Below are 17417 nucleotides of genomic sequence, written 5' to 3'. Positions count from 1 at the left end.
CGCGTGACCACCCTCGCCCTGTCGGTCCGGGCCCTGTACGGCCTCTCGCGCGGCACGCAGGCGGCCCTCAGCGTCGCGCAGCCGCTCCTCGCGGCGGTCGTCGCGAGCGCCGCGACGGGGCCGCCCACGCCGGGACGGCTGCTCGTCGCGGTCCTCGGGGCGACCGCCGGATACCTCGCCGTCTTCTCCGCCAACGACCTCATCGACGCCCGCGTGGACCGCAGGGGCGCCGAACAGCGCGTGGCGGCCGGGGCGTTCGACATCGACGGCGCGGGCGACCGGCACCCGATCGCCACCGGCAGGCTCCCGTACGCGGCCGCCCTCCTGTGGGTCCTGCTGCTCAGCGCGACCGCGCTCGTCCTGGCCGCGCTGATCAGCTGGGTGTGCGTGGTCCTGTTCGCCGTCGCGGCGCTGCTGGAGGCGGGCTACTGCGCGCTGGCGACCGTCACGCCGTGGAAGACGGTGCTCAGCGGCCTGATGGTCGCGGCGGGCGCGGCGGCCGGGTGGTTCGTGACGACGCCCGAGCCCGACTGGCCGGTGCTCGGGCTGTTCTGCCTGTGGATGGCGGCCTGGGAGATCGGCGGGCGCAACGTGCCGAACGACTGGGCGGACGCGGAGGACGACTGCCCGCTCGGCATCAGGACCGTCCCCGTGGTGCACGGGCCGCGCGCCGCCGGGGCCGTCGTCGCGTGCTGCGTCGCGGTGACGTCCGTGGCGGGCGTCGTCCTCCTCGCGTCCCGCGCGCCCGGCATCGGGGTCGTCGCCCCGGCCGGTGCCGCGCTCGCCGCCGCGTGGGGGCTGCTGTGGCCCGCCGTGCGGCTGCTGCGCGACCCGGGCCCCGACGCCGCGCTCGTCCTGTTCAACCGCGCCAGCGTCTACCCGGCCCTCGTCCTGCTGTGCGCGCTCGCCGGGGCCCTGACCGGCGTCCCGGCGCCCCAGGTCCCGTGAACGGCGTCCTGCCGCGCGGCGGCCCGCGCGCGTCACGTCTCGACCGCCTCTACGAGACCGACCGCCCCGAGTACATCGACTCCCAGGACCACCCCGAACGGCAGGCCCGCGTGCTGCGCGGCCTCGACCGCGTGCACCGGCTGACCGGCGGCCACCGCACCGTCACGCGGCACACGCTCGCCCTCGCCCACGCCGGCGACACTTCAGCGCCGCGCGTCCTCGAACTGGGCGCCGGCCACGGCGGACTGGCCCGCCGCCTCCTCGCCGCCGACCCGTCCGTGCGCCTCACCGTCAGCGACCACAGCCCCGCCGTCGTCGCGGCGCTGCGCGCGGGCGACCTCGGACACCACCCGGGCGCCGAGGTGCGGCAGCTCGACGCGACCGCGGTGGACGCGCCCGACAAGGCGTACGACCTGGCCGTCTTCGCCCTGTCGCTCCATCACCTGCCGCCGCCCGCCGTGGTGCGCGTGCTGCGGGAGGGCACGCGCGTGGCACGGCGGCTGCTGCTGGTGGACGGCTGGCGCCACCCGGCGTACCTCTCGGCCGTCCCGCTGCTGTGGCTCACCGGCGGCGCGGCGCACGTGCACGACGGGGTGATCAGCTTCCGGAAGATGTACGCCCCGGCGGCGCTGCGGGAGCTGGCAGGACCGCGCGGCGCGGACGTGCGGCTCGCGGTGCGCTTCGCCTTCCCCGGCTACCTCCTGGCCGTCGCGGCGGCCTGAACCGCCGCGCCCGGGCGGTGTGTCAGGCGGCCCCGCCCTGCTCCTGCTCCTCCTCGACCTGGCGGTTCCACTCCGCCTTGGACGACTGCCAGCCGTCCTCGTCGGCGCCGCGCCGCCAGTAGCCGGAGACCGACAGCTGGTCGCGGCCGAGGCCGTGCTCCACGCGCAGCAGCCGCCGCAGGTCCTTCACGAAGCCCGCCTCGCCGTGCACGAACGCCTGGGCGCGGCCCGCCGGGAACGGCAGCGCCGTCACGGCCTCCACCAGCGCCTCGCCGACCCGGCGCCCGCCCCGGTGCAGCCAGACGATGTCGGCGTCGCCCGCCGTCGCGAGCTTCTGCTCCTCGTCGGGCCCCGCGACCTCGACGAACACCCGCGCCACGGCGCCCTCCGGCAGCCGTTCGAGCGCGGCGCCGATGGCGGGCAGCGCGCTCTCGTCACCGGCGAGCAGGTGCCAGTCGGCGGCCGGGTCGGGTGCGTAGGCGCCGCCGGGGCCGAGCATGCGCAGCGTGTCGCCCGGCCGGGCGCCGTCCGCCCAGGGCCCGGCGAGGCCCTCGTCGCCGTGGTGCACGAAGTCGATGGTCAGCTCGCCCGCGTCCTGGTCCCAGGCGCGGACGGTGTACGTGCGGGTGCGCGGCCACTCCTCGCGCGGCAGCGTCTCGCGGATCACGGCCATGTCGAACGGCTCGGGGTACGCGGCGCCCGGCGCCGGGAACAGCAGCTTCACGTAGTGGTCGGTGTACTCGCCCGCCCGGAAGGCGGCGAGCCCGGGTCCGCCGAACACGACGCGGATCATGTGCGGCGTGATCCGCTCGGTCCGCAGGACGCGGCCCTCGTGCACGGTGCGCTTGCGGGCGGGCCGGTCGGCGGGGGTCTGGCGGTCGTTCACGGTCGTTCCTCCCGTACCGGCATGGCGGGCCCGGCGGTGACGCGGGCCCCTCGCCCCCATGTTAGGCATACCTTACTTCGAACGGCCCGGCGGCCCCCGCGGCCCTAGCCCCGCAGCAGCCCCTCGGGTCGCGGCCAGGGGCTCCCCTTGCGCCCCTCGCAGCCCGCGTTGTACCGCGCCAGCAGCCGCACGAACTGCCGCACGTCCTCATCCGGCCAGTCCTCCAGCGACCGCGCGACGGACTCCCGGTACCGCTCCTGGTCGGCCGCCAGCCGCCGCGCGCCCTCGGCCGTGAGGTCGAGCTTGCGCGCCATGCCGCCCTCCGGGTCGGGGTGACGCTCGATCAATTCCGCCTTGAGCATCGCGGCCGTCTGCCGGTTCACGGTGGAGGTGTCGAGCCCGAACGCCTCCGCCAGCTCGCCGATCGACATCGGGCCCTGCGCCTCGATGCGGCTCATCAGCAGATAGGCGGACCGGTCGAGTTGCGCCCACGAGGCGCGCGCCCCCGCCGGGCACAGCGCCTGCGCCCGTGTGACGAGCATCAGTTCGCGTTCGAGGTCGGACAGGTCCTGCACGCCTGCCTCCCGTTCTCGGTGCGGTCGCGCGCGCCGGGGGAGTGGCGCAAGCGATTCGCAAGGTTGTCCCGGAGTCGTGCGTGCATCCTAATCCTTGGTATGTGCTTTACATAGTGTATGTATCATGCACTTCCGTCCGGCACGACCGAAGCGGAGGCTCGACGATGGCTCAACCGATCCCTGTCCCGGCGCAGCAGGCGGGGAGGCAGGAGGGCAGGGCGGGCGCCGTGATCGGCGCCCTCGCCGCGGCGGGCATCACCGTCGCCGTGATGCAGACCCTGGTCGTCCCGCTCATACCCGACCTGCCCGCGCTGCTCGACACCTCGCCGTCCGCCGCCTCGTGGGTCATCACCGCGACGCTCCTCGCGGGCGCGGTCGCCACCCCCGTCACCGGCCGCCTCGGCGACATGTACGGCAAACGGCGGGTGCTGCTCCTCTGCCTCGGCCTGCTGGTGGCGGGCTCCGTCATCTGCGCGCTCGGCGACTCCCTCGTCCCCATCCTCGTCGGACGCGCCCTCCAGGGCGGCGCGATGGGCGTCATCCCGCTCGGCATCAGCATCATGCGCGACGAACTGCCGCCCGAGCGCATGGGCTCCGCCATGGCCCTGATGAGTGCCTCGTTCGGCATCGGCGGCGCCCTCGGGATGCCCGTCTCCGCCGCCGTCGCCCAGGCCACCGACTGGCACACCCTCTTCTGGGGCTCCGCCGGGCTCGGCGTCGTCACGTTCGCACTGGTCGTGGCGCTCGTCCGCGAGTCGCCGGTACGGGGCGGCGGCCGGTTCGACCTGGTGGGCGCCCTCGGCCTGTCCGCCGGACTCGTCTGCCTGCTGCTCGCCATCTCCAAGGGCGGCGACTGGGGCTGGTCCGGGACGCCGACCCTCGCCCTGTTCACCGCCGCCCCCGTGATCCTCCTGCTGTGGGGCGCCTACGAACTGCGCGCCCGCACCCCGCTGGTCGACCTGCGCACCACCGCCAAGCCCCGCGTCCTCCTCACCAACCTGACGTCCGTCCTCGTCGGCTTCTCCATGTACGCGATGCAGCTCGTCCAGCCCCAGGTGCTCCAGCTCCCGGCGGAGACGGGCTACGGACTCGGGCAGTCGATGCTGGCGGCCGGGCTGTGCATGGCGCCGAGCGGCGTCGTGATGATGCTCGTCTCGCCGCTGTCCGCCCGCGTCTCGGCACGCTGGGGCCCCAAGACGTCGCTGATCACGGGCGTGGCGGGCGTCGCGCTCGGCTACGCGGTGGGCATCCCGCTGATGACCGAGGTGTGGCACCTGGTCCTCGTCTCCTGCATCATCGGCGCGGGCATCGCCGTTGCCTACGCCGCGATGCCGGCCCTCATCATGTCCGCCGTGCCGGTGACCGAGACGGCGGCGGCCAACGGGCTCAACGCCCTGATGCGCTCCATCGGCATCTCGTCGTCCAGCGCCGTGGCGGGCGTCCTGCTCGCCTCGATGACCACCTCGTTCGGCGGCGCCGAGGTCCCGTCACCCGACGGCTTCCGCGCGGCGTTCGCCGTCGCGGGCGTGTCCGCGCTGGCCGCCATCGCCGTCGCCTCGTTCATCCCGGCGCACCGTCCGGCGCGCCCGGTCGCGACCCACCCGGAACCCGGCACCCTCGAATCCCCCACGGGAACAGCCTCCCGGCCCGCGTGACGCCGTTCACGCCCGGCTGGTGACCGCCGCGCCGGGCGTCCCTGACGCCACGACCCGCTCCGCCGCCAGCGCGCGCCGCACCTTGCGCCGCGTCACCAGCACGCCCGTCGCGGCCGCCGCCCAGAACGGGTACTGCACCAGCCACGCCAGCCGGAACGCGTCGAACGTGTAGCCGCCCGCCGCGTCCAGCACCACCCCCATCAGGAACAGCACCGCCAGCGACGCCAGGAACCCGCCCAGGTTCACCATGCTCTGCGCCACCGCGAGCGACCGGGGCGGGTTCGACGTCCGCGCGATGTCGAACCCGACAGCCGAGCCCGGCCCGCCCGCGGAGAGCACGACGACGAGCACCACGAGCAGCCACAGCGGCGCCCGCCCCGGCAGCGCCAGCACCACCGTCCACACCCCGGCCGCCGAGCCCGCCACCCCGAGCAGCAGCCACGAACGCCGCATCGGGTGGCGCATCGTCAGCACCCCGAGCACCGGCCCGACCGCCATCGCGCACACCACGAACAGCGTCAGCAGCCCGCTCGCCGCGCTCGGCGAGAGACCCTGCGCCGACACCAGGTACGGCACGCCCCACAGCAGCGAGAACACCGTCATCGGGAACTGCGTCACCATGTGCCCGAAGAACCCGAGCCGCGTCCCCGGGCGCCGCCAGATCGTGCCCAGCTGCCCGAAGACCTCCCGCGCGGACGCCGGGGCGCGCGCGGACCGCTCCACGCCCGGCGGCATGTCCCGCACCACCGCGAGCGCCAGCACGGCGGCCAGCAGGCTCAGCGAGGCGGCCGACGCGAACGCCTTCGACCAGCCCACCCCGTGCAGCAGCGCCAGGAACGGCATGGCCGACAGGATCTGCCCGGCCTGCCCGAGCATCATCGTCACCTGCGTGACGACCGGCACCCGCCGCGCCGGGAACCAGCGCGGCAGCAGCGCCAGCACGCCCGTGAAGATCAGCGCGTCCCCGCCGCCGACGACGAGCCGCGCCAGCACGGCGGTCGGCACGTTCCCCGCGAACGCCAGGAGAGTCTGCCCGCACGCCGCCGTCAGGCCCCCGGCCGCGACGGTCAGCCGCGGCCCCCACCGGTCGGTGATCAGTCCGGCCGGTATCTGCATCGCCAGGTAGACGACGACCTGCACGAAGACGAACGTGGACAGCGCCGTCGGGGAGACGCCGAAGTGCTCCGCCGCGTCGAGTCCCGAGGCGCCAAGCGAGGTCCGCTGCATGACCGACATCGCGTACGCCAGGACCCCCGCGGACCACACCGCGTACACCCGGGCGCGCCCGGGTGCGCCGGGGCCGGCCGCCGGACGGGCTGACGACGGCGCAGACATGCCACTCCTCGGGAGGCGCGTACGGGAGACGCGTCCCATCGTAGAGGCGGCCTCGAACGCGCGGACGAGCGGGTCACATCGGCGCAAAGCACCCCCCGCACGCCCCCCGTGCGCCCGGCGTGCGGACCGCGCCCCGCGCCCTTGCGCGCGCCTGCCACAATGCCCCCGTGGAGCAGCGACCATTCAGCAGATCAGGACAGCAGGTGTCCGTCGTCGGACTCGGCACCTGGCAGCTCGGCGCGGACTGGGGAGAGGTCGTCGAGGACGACGCGCTCGCCGTGCTGGACGCGGCGGTCGACGCGGGGGTGACGTTCCTCGACACCGCCGACGTCTACGGGGACGGGCGCAGCGAGCGCCTCATCGCCCGCTACCGCGCCCAGCGGCCGGACGCGGACCTGCTCGTGGCGACCAAGATGGGCCGCCGCCTCCCGCAGGACCCGGCCAACTACACCCTCGACCACTTCCGCGCCTGGACCGACAGGTCGCGCGAGAACCTCGGCGTGGACACGCTCGACCTCGTCCAGCTCCACTGCCCGCCGACCGCCGTCTACACCTCCGACGCGGTGTTCGACGCGCTGGACACCCTCGTCGCCGAGGGCAGGACCGCGCGCTACGGCGTCAGCGTCGAGACGTGCGAGCAGGCGCTCCTCGCCATCGCCAGGCCGGGCACCACCAGCGTCCAGATCATCCTCAACCCCTTCCGCCTGAAGCCGCTCGAAGAGGTGCTCCCCGCCGCCCGCGAGGCCGGTGTCGGGATCATCGCGCGCGTGCCGCTCGCCTCGGGGCTGCTCTCCGGCCGCTACACGGCGGAGACCGTCTTCGGCGCCGACGACCACCGCACGTACAACCGGCACGGCGAGGCGTTCGACCAGGGCGAGACGTTCTCCGGCGTGGACTACGCGACCGGCGTCGAGGCGGCGGCCGAGTTCGCCCGTCTGGCCCCGTCCGGCGCCACCTCCGCGCAGACGGCGCTGCGCTGGATCGTCCAGCAGCCCGGCGTCTCCAGCGTGATCCCCGGCGCCCGCTCGCCCGAGCAGGCGCGGGCCAACGCCGCGGCCGCCGCGCTCCCGCCCCTGCCCGCCGCCACCCTGGACGCGGTCACGGAGCTGTACGACCGCCGGATCCGGGCACAGGTACACGAGCGCTGGTAGCCGCGCCCACCGCCGCCGCCCGCCCGGCGGCGACGTGGCGCGATCGGCTCGCCTGGCGATACGGTTTCCGTGGATATGCGCGTATTTCCGCGCACGACGGTCCGCGCCGCAGGGGCGTGGTGAGAAGGATGAACGCGATGGACCGACCCGATGGCGTCGTCGTCCCCGGGGCAGAGGCGGCCACGGCGGTCGTGGACGCGCGCGGAGTCGTCCGGGCCTGGAGCGAGGGGGCCGAGCGGCTGCTCGGCCACCCGTCCGGCGAGGTCGTCGGACGGCCCGCCGCGCCGCTGCTCGCCCACGACGTCACCGCCGTCGCGCGCGAGTGCCGCGACCGGCTGGCCGGCTGGCACGGCTGGCTCGGCCTGCGGCACCGCGACGGCCGAGTCGTCCGCACCCGGATCGTCGCCGCCCCGTCGGACGGCGAGGACGGGACACCGCGCTGGCTCCTCACCGCCTCCCTCTGGCAGGAGGCCGCCGAGCACGTCGGCCTCCTGGAGTGGGCCTTCGAGCAGTCGAACAACGCGCTGAGCGTCTACGGCACCGACGGCAGCATCCGGTGGATCAACGCCATCTCGCTGCGCCACCTCGGCAAGACGCGCCAGGAGGTGCTCGGCCGCACGCTCGCCGAGCTGTTCAGGTCCGACGGCCTCGCGGACATGGCCCCTGCCGGCTCGCCTCCCTCGGCCACCGGGGAGAGCGTGACCCGGGCCATGGACGGGCTGGTCGCCGCGGCCCGCGAGGTCGCCCGGGACGGCAGGTACCAGCGGTTCGAACTGGTCACGTCCACCCTGGAGACGCGCGAGAACGCCACCTGGGCGGTGGACCTTTCGCCGGTGCGCGACCCGGCGGGCGAGGTGCGGGGCGTCTTCGCCGCCGCCGCCGACGTCAGCGACCAGGTACGCGCCCGCCGCCGCCTCGCGCTGCTGAAGGAGGCGGGCGACCGGCTCGGCAGCACCCTGGACGTCACCCGCACGGCCCAGGAACTCGCCGACATCATGGTCCCCGAGCTGGCCGACTTCGCCACCATCGACCTCCTGCCCCAGGTCACCTCGGGCGGCGAACCCCCGCCCCTCTCGCCCACCGGCGACCTCACGCTGCGCCGCGCCGCCCGCCAGTCCGTCCACGAGGGCACGCCCGAGTCCGTGGTGCCGCTGGGCGGCGCGACCCACTACCCGCCCGACTCCACGACCGCCCGCTGCCTGTCCACCGGCCGCGCCGTCATGGCGTCGGAGGGGGAGCCGTCCTTCACCGACTGGACCGCAGAGCACCCGAGCCGCCAGTCGGTCAACGAGGAGTTCGGCATCCACTCGGCCATGGCCGTGCCGCTCCGCGCGCGCGGCACGGTCCTCGGCATCGCCCTCTTCCTGCGCAGCCGCCCCGAGCACTTCGCGCGGGACGACCTGCTGCTCGCCGAGGAGATGTGCGCGCGGGCGGCCGTCAGCGTGGACAACGCGCGCCGGTTCGCGCGCGAGCGCGGCACCGCCCTCGCGCTCCAGCGCAGCCTGCTCCCGCAGAAGCTCCAGGGCCACGCCGCCGTGCAGGTCGCCTCCCGCTACCTCCCGGCCGGGAGCCGCGCGGGCGTCGGCGGCGACTGGTTCGACGTCGTCCCGTTGTCGGGCACGCGCGTCGCGCTCGTGATCGGCGACGTCGTCGGCCACGGCCTGCACGCTTCGGCGACGATGGGCCGGCTGCGCACCGCCGTGCGGACCCTCGCCGACGTGGACCTGCCGCCCGACGAACTCCTCACCCACCTCGACGACCTGGTCTCCCACCTCGCCGAGCAGGCGGGCGCCCTCGACCCCGCGCCCACCACGGTCGGCGAGATCGGCGCCACCTGCCTGTACGTCGTCTACGACCCGGTGTCGCGCAACTGCGTCGTCGCCAGCGCGGGACACCCGCCGCCGGTGATCGTCGGCCCGGACGGCACCCCCGTGCCCCTGCACGTCACCCCCGGCCCGCCGCTCGGCGTGGGCGGCCTGCCGTTCGAGGCGAGCGCGACCCGGCTGCCCGAGGGCAGCCTCATCGCGCTGACGACGAACGGGCTGATCGCCCCGCGCGACCGGGAGTTCGACACCGGGCAGCACATCCTCCAGGACGTGCTCGCGGAGTCCGCCGACTCCCTCGAAAGCGTCTGCGACGCCGTGCTGTCGCGGCTGCTGCCAGAGCGCCAGACCGACGACGCCGCCCTGCTGGTCGCCAGGACGCGCGCCCTCGACGCCGAGCACGTCGCCACCCTCGACCTGGAGGCCGACCCCTCCGTCGTCGCCCGCGCCCGCAAGATGGCGTCCGACCAGCTCGTCGCCTGGAACCTGCCGGAAGCCGCGTTCATCACCGAACTGGTCGTCAGCGAACTGGTCACCAACGCGATCCGGCACGCCTCGCCGCCCATCCAGCTGCGGCTGATCCGCGGCGAGTCGTCGCTGATCTGCGAGGTGTCCGACAGCAGCAGCACGGCGCCCCACCTGCGCCGCGCCCGGACGTTCGACGAGGGCGGGCGCGGCCTGCTGCTCGTCGCGCAGCTCACCCAGCAGTGGGGCACGCGCCAGACGGCCACCGGCAAGACGATCTGGGCGGAGCAGCAGCTCACCGACACCTGAGCCCGGCCCGGCGGCGGTGGCTCGATCGCCGCCCGCCGGTGCCGGGGCCGCCACCGCCCCGGCCGCCCGGGGGTCCCGTTACGCCCGTCCGCGACCGGTTGAGGGCGGTTCCCCGCCGTGTACGGATCGATCCCGTTCCGCTTCGCATGCCCGTTCCCCGGGGGAACGGGAGGCGCAGCCCGGTTCTTGCCGATTACGCGCGGATGCCGGTAAACATCCGGGCCCTGGAAAGGATCGTGTGGGTGATCCGGACGCCCGTCAGTGCGACAACGGCAAGCGAAGGGAAGCAGCGGGATGAGTCTGATCCAGACGGGCAAGTTCGAACTCGCGTCGGACCACCCTGTGGAGACACAGGGCGGCAGGACCAGCACCTTCACCTGGGTGGACTTCCCCACGCCGTTCCCCACGGGGTCCGGCGTGGTCGTCCACCTGACGGTGCAGACCTTCAACGGGCCCGAGACCCCGGGTCTGCGGCTGCACGACGTCAGCGAGACCGGCTTCCTCGTCCGCTTCAACGAGCTGTACGGCCAGGGGGTCAAGGGCGACGGGCGTCACGCGCAGGAGACCATAGGCTGGACCGCCTACACCGTCTGACCCGGCCGGGGACGGCCACACGAGGTCCGGCGCGGCTCCCCCTTCCCCGCTCCTCACCGCCCGCCGCCGGCACGGCGGGGACGGACGGCGGGGGAGCCGTCACGGCTCCTGGACCGCGACCCCCAGCCCGTCGATCATGAAGTCCAGCTGCCGGTCCGCCTGTTCGGCCGGCAGCTGGTCCCGCAGCCAGGCCGCCGCGCTGATCAGCGCGAAGACGTCCTGCGCGGTCACGTCCTGCCGCACCGCCCCCGCCGACCTGGCGCGTGCCACCAGCAGCTCGCCGACCGCGCTCATCCGCTTGCAGGCGGCGTGCAGTTCGGACGCCGTGTCGTCCAGGCTGCCGAGGTACTGTCCCGCGAGCCCGCTGTAGACGGCGCCGTGGGCCGTGACCGCGCGCATCCACCGGGCCAGGGCCGCGCCCGGCTCGGGGTCGGCCGCCAGCGTGTCGCCCAGCTCGTGCACCGCCTCCTGCCGGTCGCGCAGCAGCGCTTCCAGCAGCGCGCGGCGGGTCGGGAAGTGCCCGTAGAGCGTGCCGATGGCGACGCCCGCGCGGCGTGCGACGAGTTCCAGCGACGCCTGGGCGCCCCGCTCCTCGAACACCGTCCGCGCCTCGGCGAGCAGCCGCTCGCGGTTGCGCCGCGCGTCGGCGCGCATGCGGCGCGGCGGACTGGCGGATGAGCTCACACCGGCACTGTACCGGTTCGCCCGGCTGGTAAGTCGAGGACCCCTCGGGGTATAACTGCCGGACAAGCCGAGGGGTCCTCGTTTTCGGCGGGCGGCCCCCGCGGCCGGGACAGGAACGACAGGGAGAGACATGACGATCGTGGTCACCGGTGCCACCGGTTCCATCGGCAGGCACCTCGTGCGGCAGCTCACCGACGCGGGCGCCGACGTCCGCGCCATGGTCAGGGACGAACGCGCCGGAGCCGCCCTCGGCTGCCCGTACGCCGTGGGCGACTTCGACCGGCCCGAGACGCTGGCCGCCGCCTTCGCGGGAGCCGACCGCCTCCTGCTCAACAGCGCGGGCGCCATACCCACCACCGGCCCCCAGCCGATGGTCCGGCAGCAGAAGGACGCCCTCGACGCGGCGTCGGCCGCCGGGATCACCCGCGTCGTGAAGATCTCCGCCCTCGGCGCGCGGCCAGGCGCCAAGCTGTCCCTGGGCGCCCACGCGGAGATCGAGGCCCATCTGACCGCGTCGGACCTGGAGTGGTCCCTCCTGCGGCCGACCGGCTTCATGCAGAACTTCTTCACCGGCCAGGGCGGCACCACCGTCACCGGGGACATCGTCGGCCCCTACGGCGACGGGCGGGTCGCGTACGTGGACGCCGCCGACGTCGCCGCCTGCGCCGCCGCGCTCCTCACCGGCGGGAAGGGCGCGGGCGAGGCCTACACCGTCAGCGGCCCCGAGGCCCTCACCCACGGGGAGATCGCCGCGCTGCTCACCGCCGCGCTCGGCCGCCCGGTCGCCTACCGCGACGTCCCGGCGGCGGAACGGGCCGCCGAGCTGACCGCGCAGGGCCTGCCCGCCGCCTTCGTCGCCGACCTGGTCGAGCTGTGGGCCGAGATGGCGGCCGGGGCGCAGCGCGAGGTCACCACCGCTGTGCGGGACCTGACCGGCCGCGAGGCGCGGACGTTCGCCGCCTTCCTCCGGGACGCGGCGGCGTAACGCGCCCGGCTCCGGCGACGCGCGGGCGCGGACCGGGCGGAACTTAGGATGAGCCGCATGGCCGTCACGCGACGTCGGCGCATACCGGCGGAACCGTTCCCCCCAGTACGCAGCCCGCAGCCCGCCCCGCACGCGCCGCATCAGGAGCCGCACCTCCATGACCGCACACCGCCCCCAGGCCCGCAGGGCCGCCCCGCTCCGCTGTCTCGTGACGGCCGTCCTGGCCGCCCTCCTCGCCGTCACGGCCTGCTCGGGCGCTGACCAGGACACCGCCGACGCCGCGCCGCGGGACGCGCAAGGCCCGGCGGACCCGGAGCACAACGCCGCCGATGTCGCCTTCGTCCAGGCGATGGTGGCCCGGCACCGGGAGGCCGTGGCGCTCGCCGAGGCCGCCGCCCCGCGCGCGGAGTCGGCCGCCGTGCGCGCGCTCGCGGAGCGGATCGCCGCCTCGCAGGGGCCCGATGTCGCGACCATGACCGGCTGGCTGGACGACTGGGGCGAGGACGCGCCCGCCACGGACGACGACGGCGGCGGCGACGGGGCGCTGTCCGACCGGGCGTTCCTCACCGGGATGATCGATCGCCACCGGGACGCCGTGGACCTCGCCGGTGCCGAACTGGCCGAGGGCGTCCACCGGCCAGCCCGCGAACTGGCCAGGGCCGTCGTCACGACCAGGACCGCCGAGATCGGCGAGATGACGGCCCTGCTCGCGGGGGACTGACCGGCCGTCGGCGGGGCGTCAGCCGGTCGGCGCCCCGCCGTCGGCGGCGTCCTCGGCGAGCGACTCCCGCTCGTACGCCAGCATCGTCCGGACGAACAGGGCACGTTCGGCGGGCGTCAGCGGCTCGAACGCCTTGCGCCAGGCGACCGCCCCGTTGGCCAGCCACCGCTCGATGGCGCCGCGCGTCAGCGCGTCCTCGGTGATCGTCACGATGGTCCGCCGCCGGTCGGCCGGGTCGGGGCGCCGGTCGAGCACCCCCTGCCGGCTCAGGTCGCCCACCATGAGGCTGACCGTCGTCGGCGCGACGTCGAGGCGCTCCGCCAGCTCGCCCACCCGCAGCGGGCCGTCGAACAGCAGGTACGCCAGCAGCGACAGGTGCCGCGGCGCGAGGTGGAACGACCGCAGCCGCTCGGGCAGCGGCGTCCGCTTCAGCCGCCCGATCACCCGGGGCATCTGCAGCAGCATCGCCCGGACCGCCTCGTCGGACGTGAGCGCGCCCGGCGCGTCACGCCGCCCGTCGCGCTCCCCGTCCCGGCCGTCGTCCGCCATCCCTGCCACCGCCTCCGTCCGCCGCCAGCCGCCTCTCCGGTTCCCGCCACCGTACCGGAGCGCGGCCCCGGCTCAGCCGGCGCCGAGGGCGGAACGCGCCCGCAGCAGCGCCTTCTCCAGCATGCCCGCGCCCTTCGCCGCCTCCTCCTCCGTCAGGGACAGCGGCGGCGCGATCCGCAGCACGCCGCCGCCGGGGCCGCCGCCCTTCCCGATCAGCAGCCCCTCCTCCCGCGCCGCCTCCAGCACAAGCGACGCCGCCTCGGGCCACGGCCGGTCGGTGCCGGGCACCACCAGCTCGATCCCGATCATCAGACCGCGCCCGCGCACCTCGCGCACGAAGTCCACGTCCGAGCCGAACGCCCGCAGCCGCTCGATCAGCGGGCCGCCGACGCGCCGCGCGTTCCCCGGCAGGTCGTGTTCCAGCAGGTGCCGCAGGTTGGCCAGCCCGGCGACCATCGTCACGGGGCTGCCGCCGAAGGTGGAGATCGAGTTGGCCGCCAGGCAGTCCACCACCTCGGCGCGGCCCACGACGCCGCCGATCGACATGCCGTTGCCCAGGCCCTTGGCGAACGTCAGGAGGTCGGGCGGCCCGCTCGCCGCGTGCGCCTGCCAGCCCCAGAAGTGGTCGCCCGTGCGGCCCCAGCCGGTCTGCACCTCGTCGCTGATCCACAGGATGCCGCGCTCCGCCAGCACCTCGCGGAACGCGGCGAACAGCCCGTCGGGACCCGACGTGAAGCCGCCCACGCCCTGCACCGGCTCGGCGATCAGCGCGGCCACCTGCCCGCCCGCCTGGTCCAGCACGTCCCGCAGGTCGGCGACGCAGCGGTCCGTGAACTCCGCGTCCGACAGCCCCGCGAACGGCCCGCGCGTGCGCACCGAGCCGTGGACGTACAGCGTCTGGAGCGGCGAGAGCGTCGTCGGGGACCAGCTGGTGTTGCCCGTGATCGCGACGCTGGAGAACGACCGGCCGTGGTAGCTGTTGCGCATCGCCAGGATCTGGTTGGACCGGCGGAAGGACGTCGCCAGCAGCAGCGCCGTGTCGTTCGCCTCCGTGCCCGAGGAGGTGAAGAAGACCCGCGCGTCCGGGATGCCGGACAGCTCCGCGATCTGCTCCGCCAGCTCGACCATCGGCCGGTTCAGGTAGAGCGTCGAGGTGTGCAGCACGCGCCCGGCCTGCGCCGCCACCGCCTCCGCGACGGCGGGCAGCGCGTGCTCGGTCATGGTGGTGAGGATGCCGCCGAAGAAGTCGAGGTAGCGGCGCCCCTCGGCGTCCCACACGTACCGGCCCTCGCCGCGCGTGATCTCCACCGGCCGCTCGTAGTAGAGCGCCAGCCAGGACGGCATGACCGCCCGGTGCCGCGTCAGGAGTCCGTCGTCGCCCGTCACGGCCGCACCAGCTCCCCGTACGCGTCCGGCCTGCGGTCGCGGTAGAACGCCCACTCCCGCCGCACCGTGTCGATCAGCCCGAAGTCCAGGTCGCGCACGACGAGTTCCTCCTCGCGGTCGTCGGCCACCCCGCCCACCACCTGCCCGCGCGGGTCCACGAAGTAACTGGTGCCGTAGAAGTCGTCGTCCCCGTACGGCTCGACGCCGACGCGGTTGATCGCCGCGACGAAGTACTGGTTCGCCACGGCGGCGGCGGGCTGTTCGAGGCGCCACAGGTGCGACGACAGGCCGCGCGACGTGGCCGACGGGTTGTACACCAGCTGCGCCCCGGCCAGCCCGAGCGCCCGCCAGCCCTCCGGGAAGTGCCGGTCGTAGCAGATGTAGACGCCGATGCGGCCCGCCGCCGTGTCGAAGACGGGCCAGCCCGCGTTCCCCGGCCGGAAGTAGTACTTCTCCCAGAACCCCGGCAGCTGCGGGATGTGGTGCTTGCGGTACCTGCCGAGGTACGAGCCGTCCGCGTCGACGACCGCCGCCGTGTTGTAGTAGTGGCCGGGCGCCTCCACCTCGAAGACGGGCGCGACGACCACCATGCCCGTCTCGCGCGCCAGGTCCCGCATCCGCCGCACCGTCGGCCCGTCCGGCACCGGTTCCGCCCAGCGGTAGTGCTCCGCCTCCTGCACCTGGCAGAAGTACGGCGCGTTGAACACCTCCTGGAAGCCGATCACGCGCGCGCCCTGCCCGGCGGCCTCCCGCGCGTACTCCTCGTGCTTCACGAGCATCGACTCCGTGTCGCCCGTCCACGCCGCCTGCACCAGCGCGGCCCTCACCACGTCCGCCATCCACCGCTCCTGTCTGCCGCGCGCACCGCCCGCACCGCTCGGCGCGTCCCGCCCCGACGCTAGAAGTCGTCACGCACTGTGGCAAGGGCATCGCCGGAGCGTCGCCGCCGTGTCCGCCCGGCGCACGCTCCCGGCGCGAGGCGGAACCGAGGGCTCGTCCGCCGGGGCGCGCGCCGGTAGAGTCCCCGCCCATGGACGAGGACGCGCGCACCCTCCTGATCGCCGTCGCCGCCGCCGCGCTGGCCGCGCTCGTCGCGGGCTGGGCCCTGCGGGGCTGGCTGGCGGAACGCTCGCGGCGCAGACAGCAGCGGTTCTTCGGGCTCCCCGACAACTCCGAGTGCCTGCTCGTCGTGAGCAGGGACACCGGCACGGACGGCGCCGTGGGGCGCAACGACGTCTTCGCCCTCCTCGAACTCGCCGCCGTCGTCAAGAACTGCGGCGCCAAGGCCGAGGTGGTCTCCGGCGAGAGCGCCCGCCAGGGCTTCGGCGAGCGCACGGAGTTCTGCATCGGCGGCCCCACGAACAACCGCCGCATGAGCGCCCACCTGCGCAGCTTGCTGCCCGGCGTCCTCGTGAACACCGACAGCGAACCCGGCCCGGACCGCGGCGCGTTCACGATAGGCACCGAGCGGTACCGGCTGGAGAACGGCTCGGTCGAGCACGTCCTGCTCGCCCGGCTCACGGCCGGTGAGGAGGGCAGGCCCGTCTTCCTCGCCTGCGGACAGCGGTCCATCACCGGGCAGGCCGCGATGCGTTACCTCGCCAGGCACCATGTGCGGCTGGCGCGCAAGCACGGCTCGGGCGGCACATTCTGCCTGCTGCTGCGCGTCGTCAACTCCCAGGCGTACGGCCCGGATGTCGTCGAGGTCGTCGCCGACGTCACACGCAGTGCCACCAGCGCCCGACCGAAGCTCACCACCAGTAAGGAAAACTGACGCGGGGTGACGTAACCTGGCTTCCGGGGACGCAGGGCGCACACACGCCGCCCGCGGAAGGGAGACCAGGGGATGGGTGAGAGCCGGCCCGTGTACCAGCGCATCGCGGACGACCTGCGGCAGCGGATCGACGAGGGACGGCTGGCGGTCGGGGCCCGCCTACCGTCGCGGGCCCAGCTGAAGCGGACGTACGGCGCCAGCGACCAGACGGTGGACCGCGCGGTACGGGTGCTGAAGTCGGCCGGTTATGTGAGCGGGCAGTTCGGGCGGGGCGTCTTCGTCAGCGACCGGGTGCCCATCGGGGCGCTGCTGCGCTCCACCGACACCGTCGACTCGCCGCTCGCGGCCCGGGTCACCGTGCCCGCGCACGGCCCCGCGGACGAGCCGCAGCTCGCCTGGGAGGCGGTCTCCGCGACCGCCGTCGCCCCGGCCCCGATCGCCGAGCGGCTGCGCATAACGGCGGGGGAGCGCGTCATGCGCACCGCCTACGAGTACCTGGCCGACCGGCGGCCGCTGCAACTGGCCACGAGCTGGGAGCCGCTGGCCCTCACCGAGGGCACCGACGTGGTCTTCCCCGAGCGCGGCCCCTACGCGCGCCGGGGCGTGCGCGGCCGGTTCGCCGCGATCGGCATCCGCGTCGTCGAGGCCCGCGAGCGGATCGGCTCACGGCCCGCCACCACCCCGGAGGCCGAGGCGCTCGGCTGCACCCCGGGGCAGTGCGTCACGTCCGTGGAGCGCACCCACTACGACGCGGACGGGCGGCCGGTCGAAACGTCCGACACCGTGCTGCTCGGCGACCGCTGGCGCCTGGAGTACGAGATCTCCTTCGGCCGCTGACCGGGAACGGGGGGGCGG

The 17417-nt window shown here is 74.9% G+C and carries 17 protein-coding genes; 10 read left to right on the top strand and 7 right to left on the bottom strand.

Annotation, left to right across the window (positions count from 1 at the left end; all coding sequences use genetic code 11):
• Positions 1–3: 3 nt before the first annotated feature.
• Together ACIBPC_RS16015 and ACIBPC_RS16010 are read left to right on the top strand one after the other, a co-directional pair.
• Complete coding sequence (locus tag ACIBPC_RS16015) at positions 4–948, top strand: UbiA prenyltransferase family protein (protein WP_398844864.1); 945 nt, start codon at positions 4–6, stop codon at positions 946–948.
• A complete protein-coding gene (locus tag ACIBPC_RS16010) occupies positions 945–1670 on the top strand; it encodes a methyltransferase domain-containing protein (protein ID WP_398844862.1) in 726 nt (241 codons plus the stop codon). The genes ACIBPC_RS16015 and ACIBPC_RS16010 overlap by 4 nt, the downstream gene beginning before the upstream one ends.
• A 22-nt stretch (positions 1671–1692) precedes the next feature.
• Here ACIBPC_RS16010 and ACIBPC_RS16005 read toward each other — a convergent pair whose 3' ends face one another.
• Together ACIBPC_RS16005 and ACIBPC_RS16000 are read right to left on the bottom strand one after the other, a co-directional pair.
• Positions 1693–2556, bottom strand: coding sequence for a siderophore-interacting protein (locus ACIBPC_RS16005; protein WP_398844859.1), 864 nt, complete (start codon positions 2554–2556; stop codon positions 1693–1695).
• A 104-nt stretch (positions 2557–2660) separates the two neighbouring features.
• Positions 2661–3098: a MarR family winged helix-turn-helix transcriptional regulator gene (locus ACIBPC_RS16000; RefSeq protein ID WP_398845612.1), complete on the bottom strand. Its 438-nt coding sequence runs from the start codon at positions 3096–3098 to the stop codon at positions 2661–2663.
• 197 nt (positions 3099–3295) lie between these two features.
• Here ACIBPC_RS16000 and ACIBPC_RS15995 point away from each other — a divergent pair, with 197 nt between their 5' ends.
• Entirely contained in the window at positions 3296–4786 is a 1491-nt protein-coding gene (locus ACIBPC_RS15995; protein WP_398844858.1) for an MFS transporter, read from the top strand.
• Between the two features lie 6 nt (positions 4787–4792).
• On the opposite strand, the gene ACIBPC_RS15990 is transcribed toward ACIBPC_RS15995, so the two are convergent.
• Positions 4793–6022 (bottom strand): nitrate/nitrite transporter, encoded by a 1230-nt coding sequence (locus tag ACIBPC_RS15990; protein ID WP_398845610.1) that lies wholly within the window; start codon positions 6020–6022, stop codon positions 4793–4795.
• Positions 6023–6288: 266 nt separating this feature from the next.
• On the opposite strand from ACIBPC_RS15990, the gene ACIBPC_RS15985 reads away from it, so the two are divergent.
• The 3 genes from ACIBPC_RS15985 to ACIBPC_RS15975 all read left to right on the top strand — a co-directional run bounded on the left by ACIBPC_RS15985 (position 6289) and on the right by ACIBPC_RS15975 (position 10463).
• On the top strand, positions 6289–7272 hold the full coding sequence (locus tag ACIBPC_RS15985) for an aldo/keto reductase (protein WP_398844855.1): 984 nt from the start codon (positions 6289–6291) through the stop codon (positions 7270–7272).
• Between the two features lie 137 nt (positions 7273–7409).
• Positions 7410–9869, top strand: coding sequence for a SpoIIE family protein phosphatase (locus ACIBPC_RS15980; protein ID WP_398844852.1), 2460 nt, complete (start codon positions 7410–7412; stop codon positions 9867–9869).
• A gap of 294 nt (positions 9870–10163) precedes the next feature.
• A complete protein-coding gene (locus tag ACIBPC_RS15975; protein WP_398844850.1) occupies positions 10164–10463 on the top strand; it encodes a hypothetical protein in 300 nt (99 codons plus the stop codon).
• A gap of 99 nt (positions 10464–10562) precedes the next feature.
• Here the strand turns inward: ACIBPC_RS15975 and ACIBPC_RS15970 are convergent, their stop codons facing one another.
• A complete protein-coding gene (locus ACIBPC_RS15970; RefSeq protein ID WP_362966504.1) occupies positions 10563–11147 on the bottom strand; it encodes a helix-turn-helix domain-containing protein in 585 nt (194 codons plus the stop codon).
• A 130-nt stretch (positions 11148–11277) separates the two neighbouring features.
• Here ACIBPC_RS15970 and ACIBPC_RS15965 point away from each other — a divergent pair, with 130 nt between their 5' ends.
• Positions 11278–12132 (top strand): NAD(P)H-binding protein, encoded by an 855-nt coding sequence (locus tag ACIBPC_RS15965; RefSeq protein WP_398844847.1) that lies wholly within the window; start codon positions 11278–11280, stop codon positions 12130–12132.
• Positions 12133–12289: 157 nt separating this feature from the next.
• On the top strand, positions 12290–12853 hold the full coding sequence (locus ACIBPC_RS15960) for a DUF305 domain-containing protein (protein ID WP_398844844.1): 564 nt from the start codon (positions 12290–12292) through the stop codon (positions 12851–12853).
• An 18-nt stretch (positions 12854–12871) separates the two neighbouring features.
• Here ACIBPC_RS15960 and ACIBPC_RS15955 read toward each other — a convergent pair whose 3' ends face one another.
• From ACIBPC_RS15955 to ACIBPC_RS15945, 3 genes are all read right to left on the bottom strand, one after another.
• Entirely contained in the window at positions 12872–13402 is a 531-nt protein-coding gene (locus tag ACIBPC_RS15955) for a MarR family transcriptional regulator (RefSeq protein ID WP_398844841.1), read from the bottom strand.
• Positions 13403–13474: 72 nt separating this feature from the next.
• A complete protein-coding gene (locus tag ACIBPC_RS15950; RefSeq protein WP_398845608.1) occupies positions 13475–14746 on the bottom strand; it encodes an aspartate aminotransferase family protein in 1272 nt (423 codons plus the stop codon).
• 38 nt (positions 14747–14784) lie between these two features.
• On the bottom strand, positions 14785–15627 hold the full coding sequence (locus tag ACIBPC_RS15945) for a nitrilase-related carbon-nitrogen hydrolase (protein ID WP_362966498.1): 843 nt from the start codon (positions 15625–15627) through the stop codon (positions 14785–14787).
• Between the two features lie 191 nt (positions 15628–15818).
• Between ACIBPC_RS15945 and ACIBPC_RS15940 the strand changes: the two genes are divergently transcribed.
• Both ACIBPC_RS15940 and ACIBPC_RS15935 read left to right on the top strand, forming a co-directional pair.
• Positions 15819–16562 (top strand): hypothetical protein, encoded by a 744-nt coding sequence (locus ACIBPC_RS15940; RefSeq protein WP_362966496.1) that lies wholly within the window; start codon positions 15819–15821, stop codon positions 16560–16562.
• Positions 16563–16634: 72 nt separating this feature from the next.
• Positions 16635–17399: a GntR family transcriptional regulator gene (locus ACIBPC_RS15935; RefSeq protein ID WP_398844837.1), complete on the top strand. Its 765-nt coding sequence runs from the start codon at positions 16635–16637 to the stop codon at positions 17397–17399.
• The last annotated feature ends 18 nt before the right edge of the window (positions 17400–17417 follow it).

The sequence above is a fragment of the Streptomyces sp. NPDC049879 genome, from assembly GCF_044461265.1.
Lineage (GTDB): Bacteria > Actinomycetota > Actinomycetes > Streptomycetales > Streptomycetaceae > Streptomyces.
Note: the sequence above shows the minus strand (reverse complement) of the source record. Positions and strands in the feature narration are given on the sequence as shown.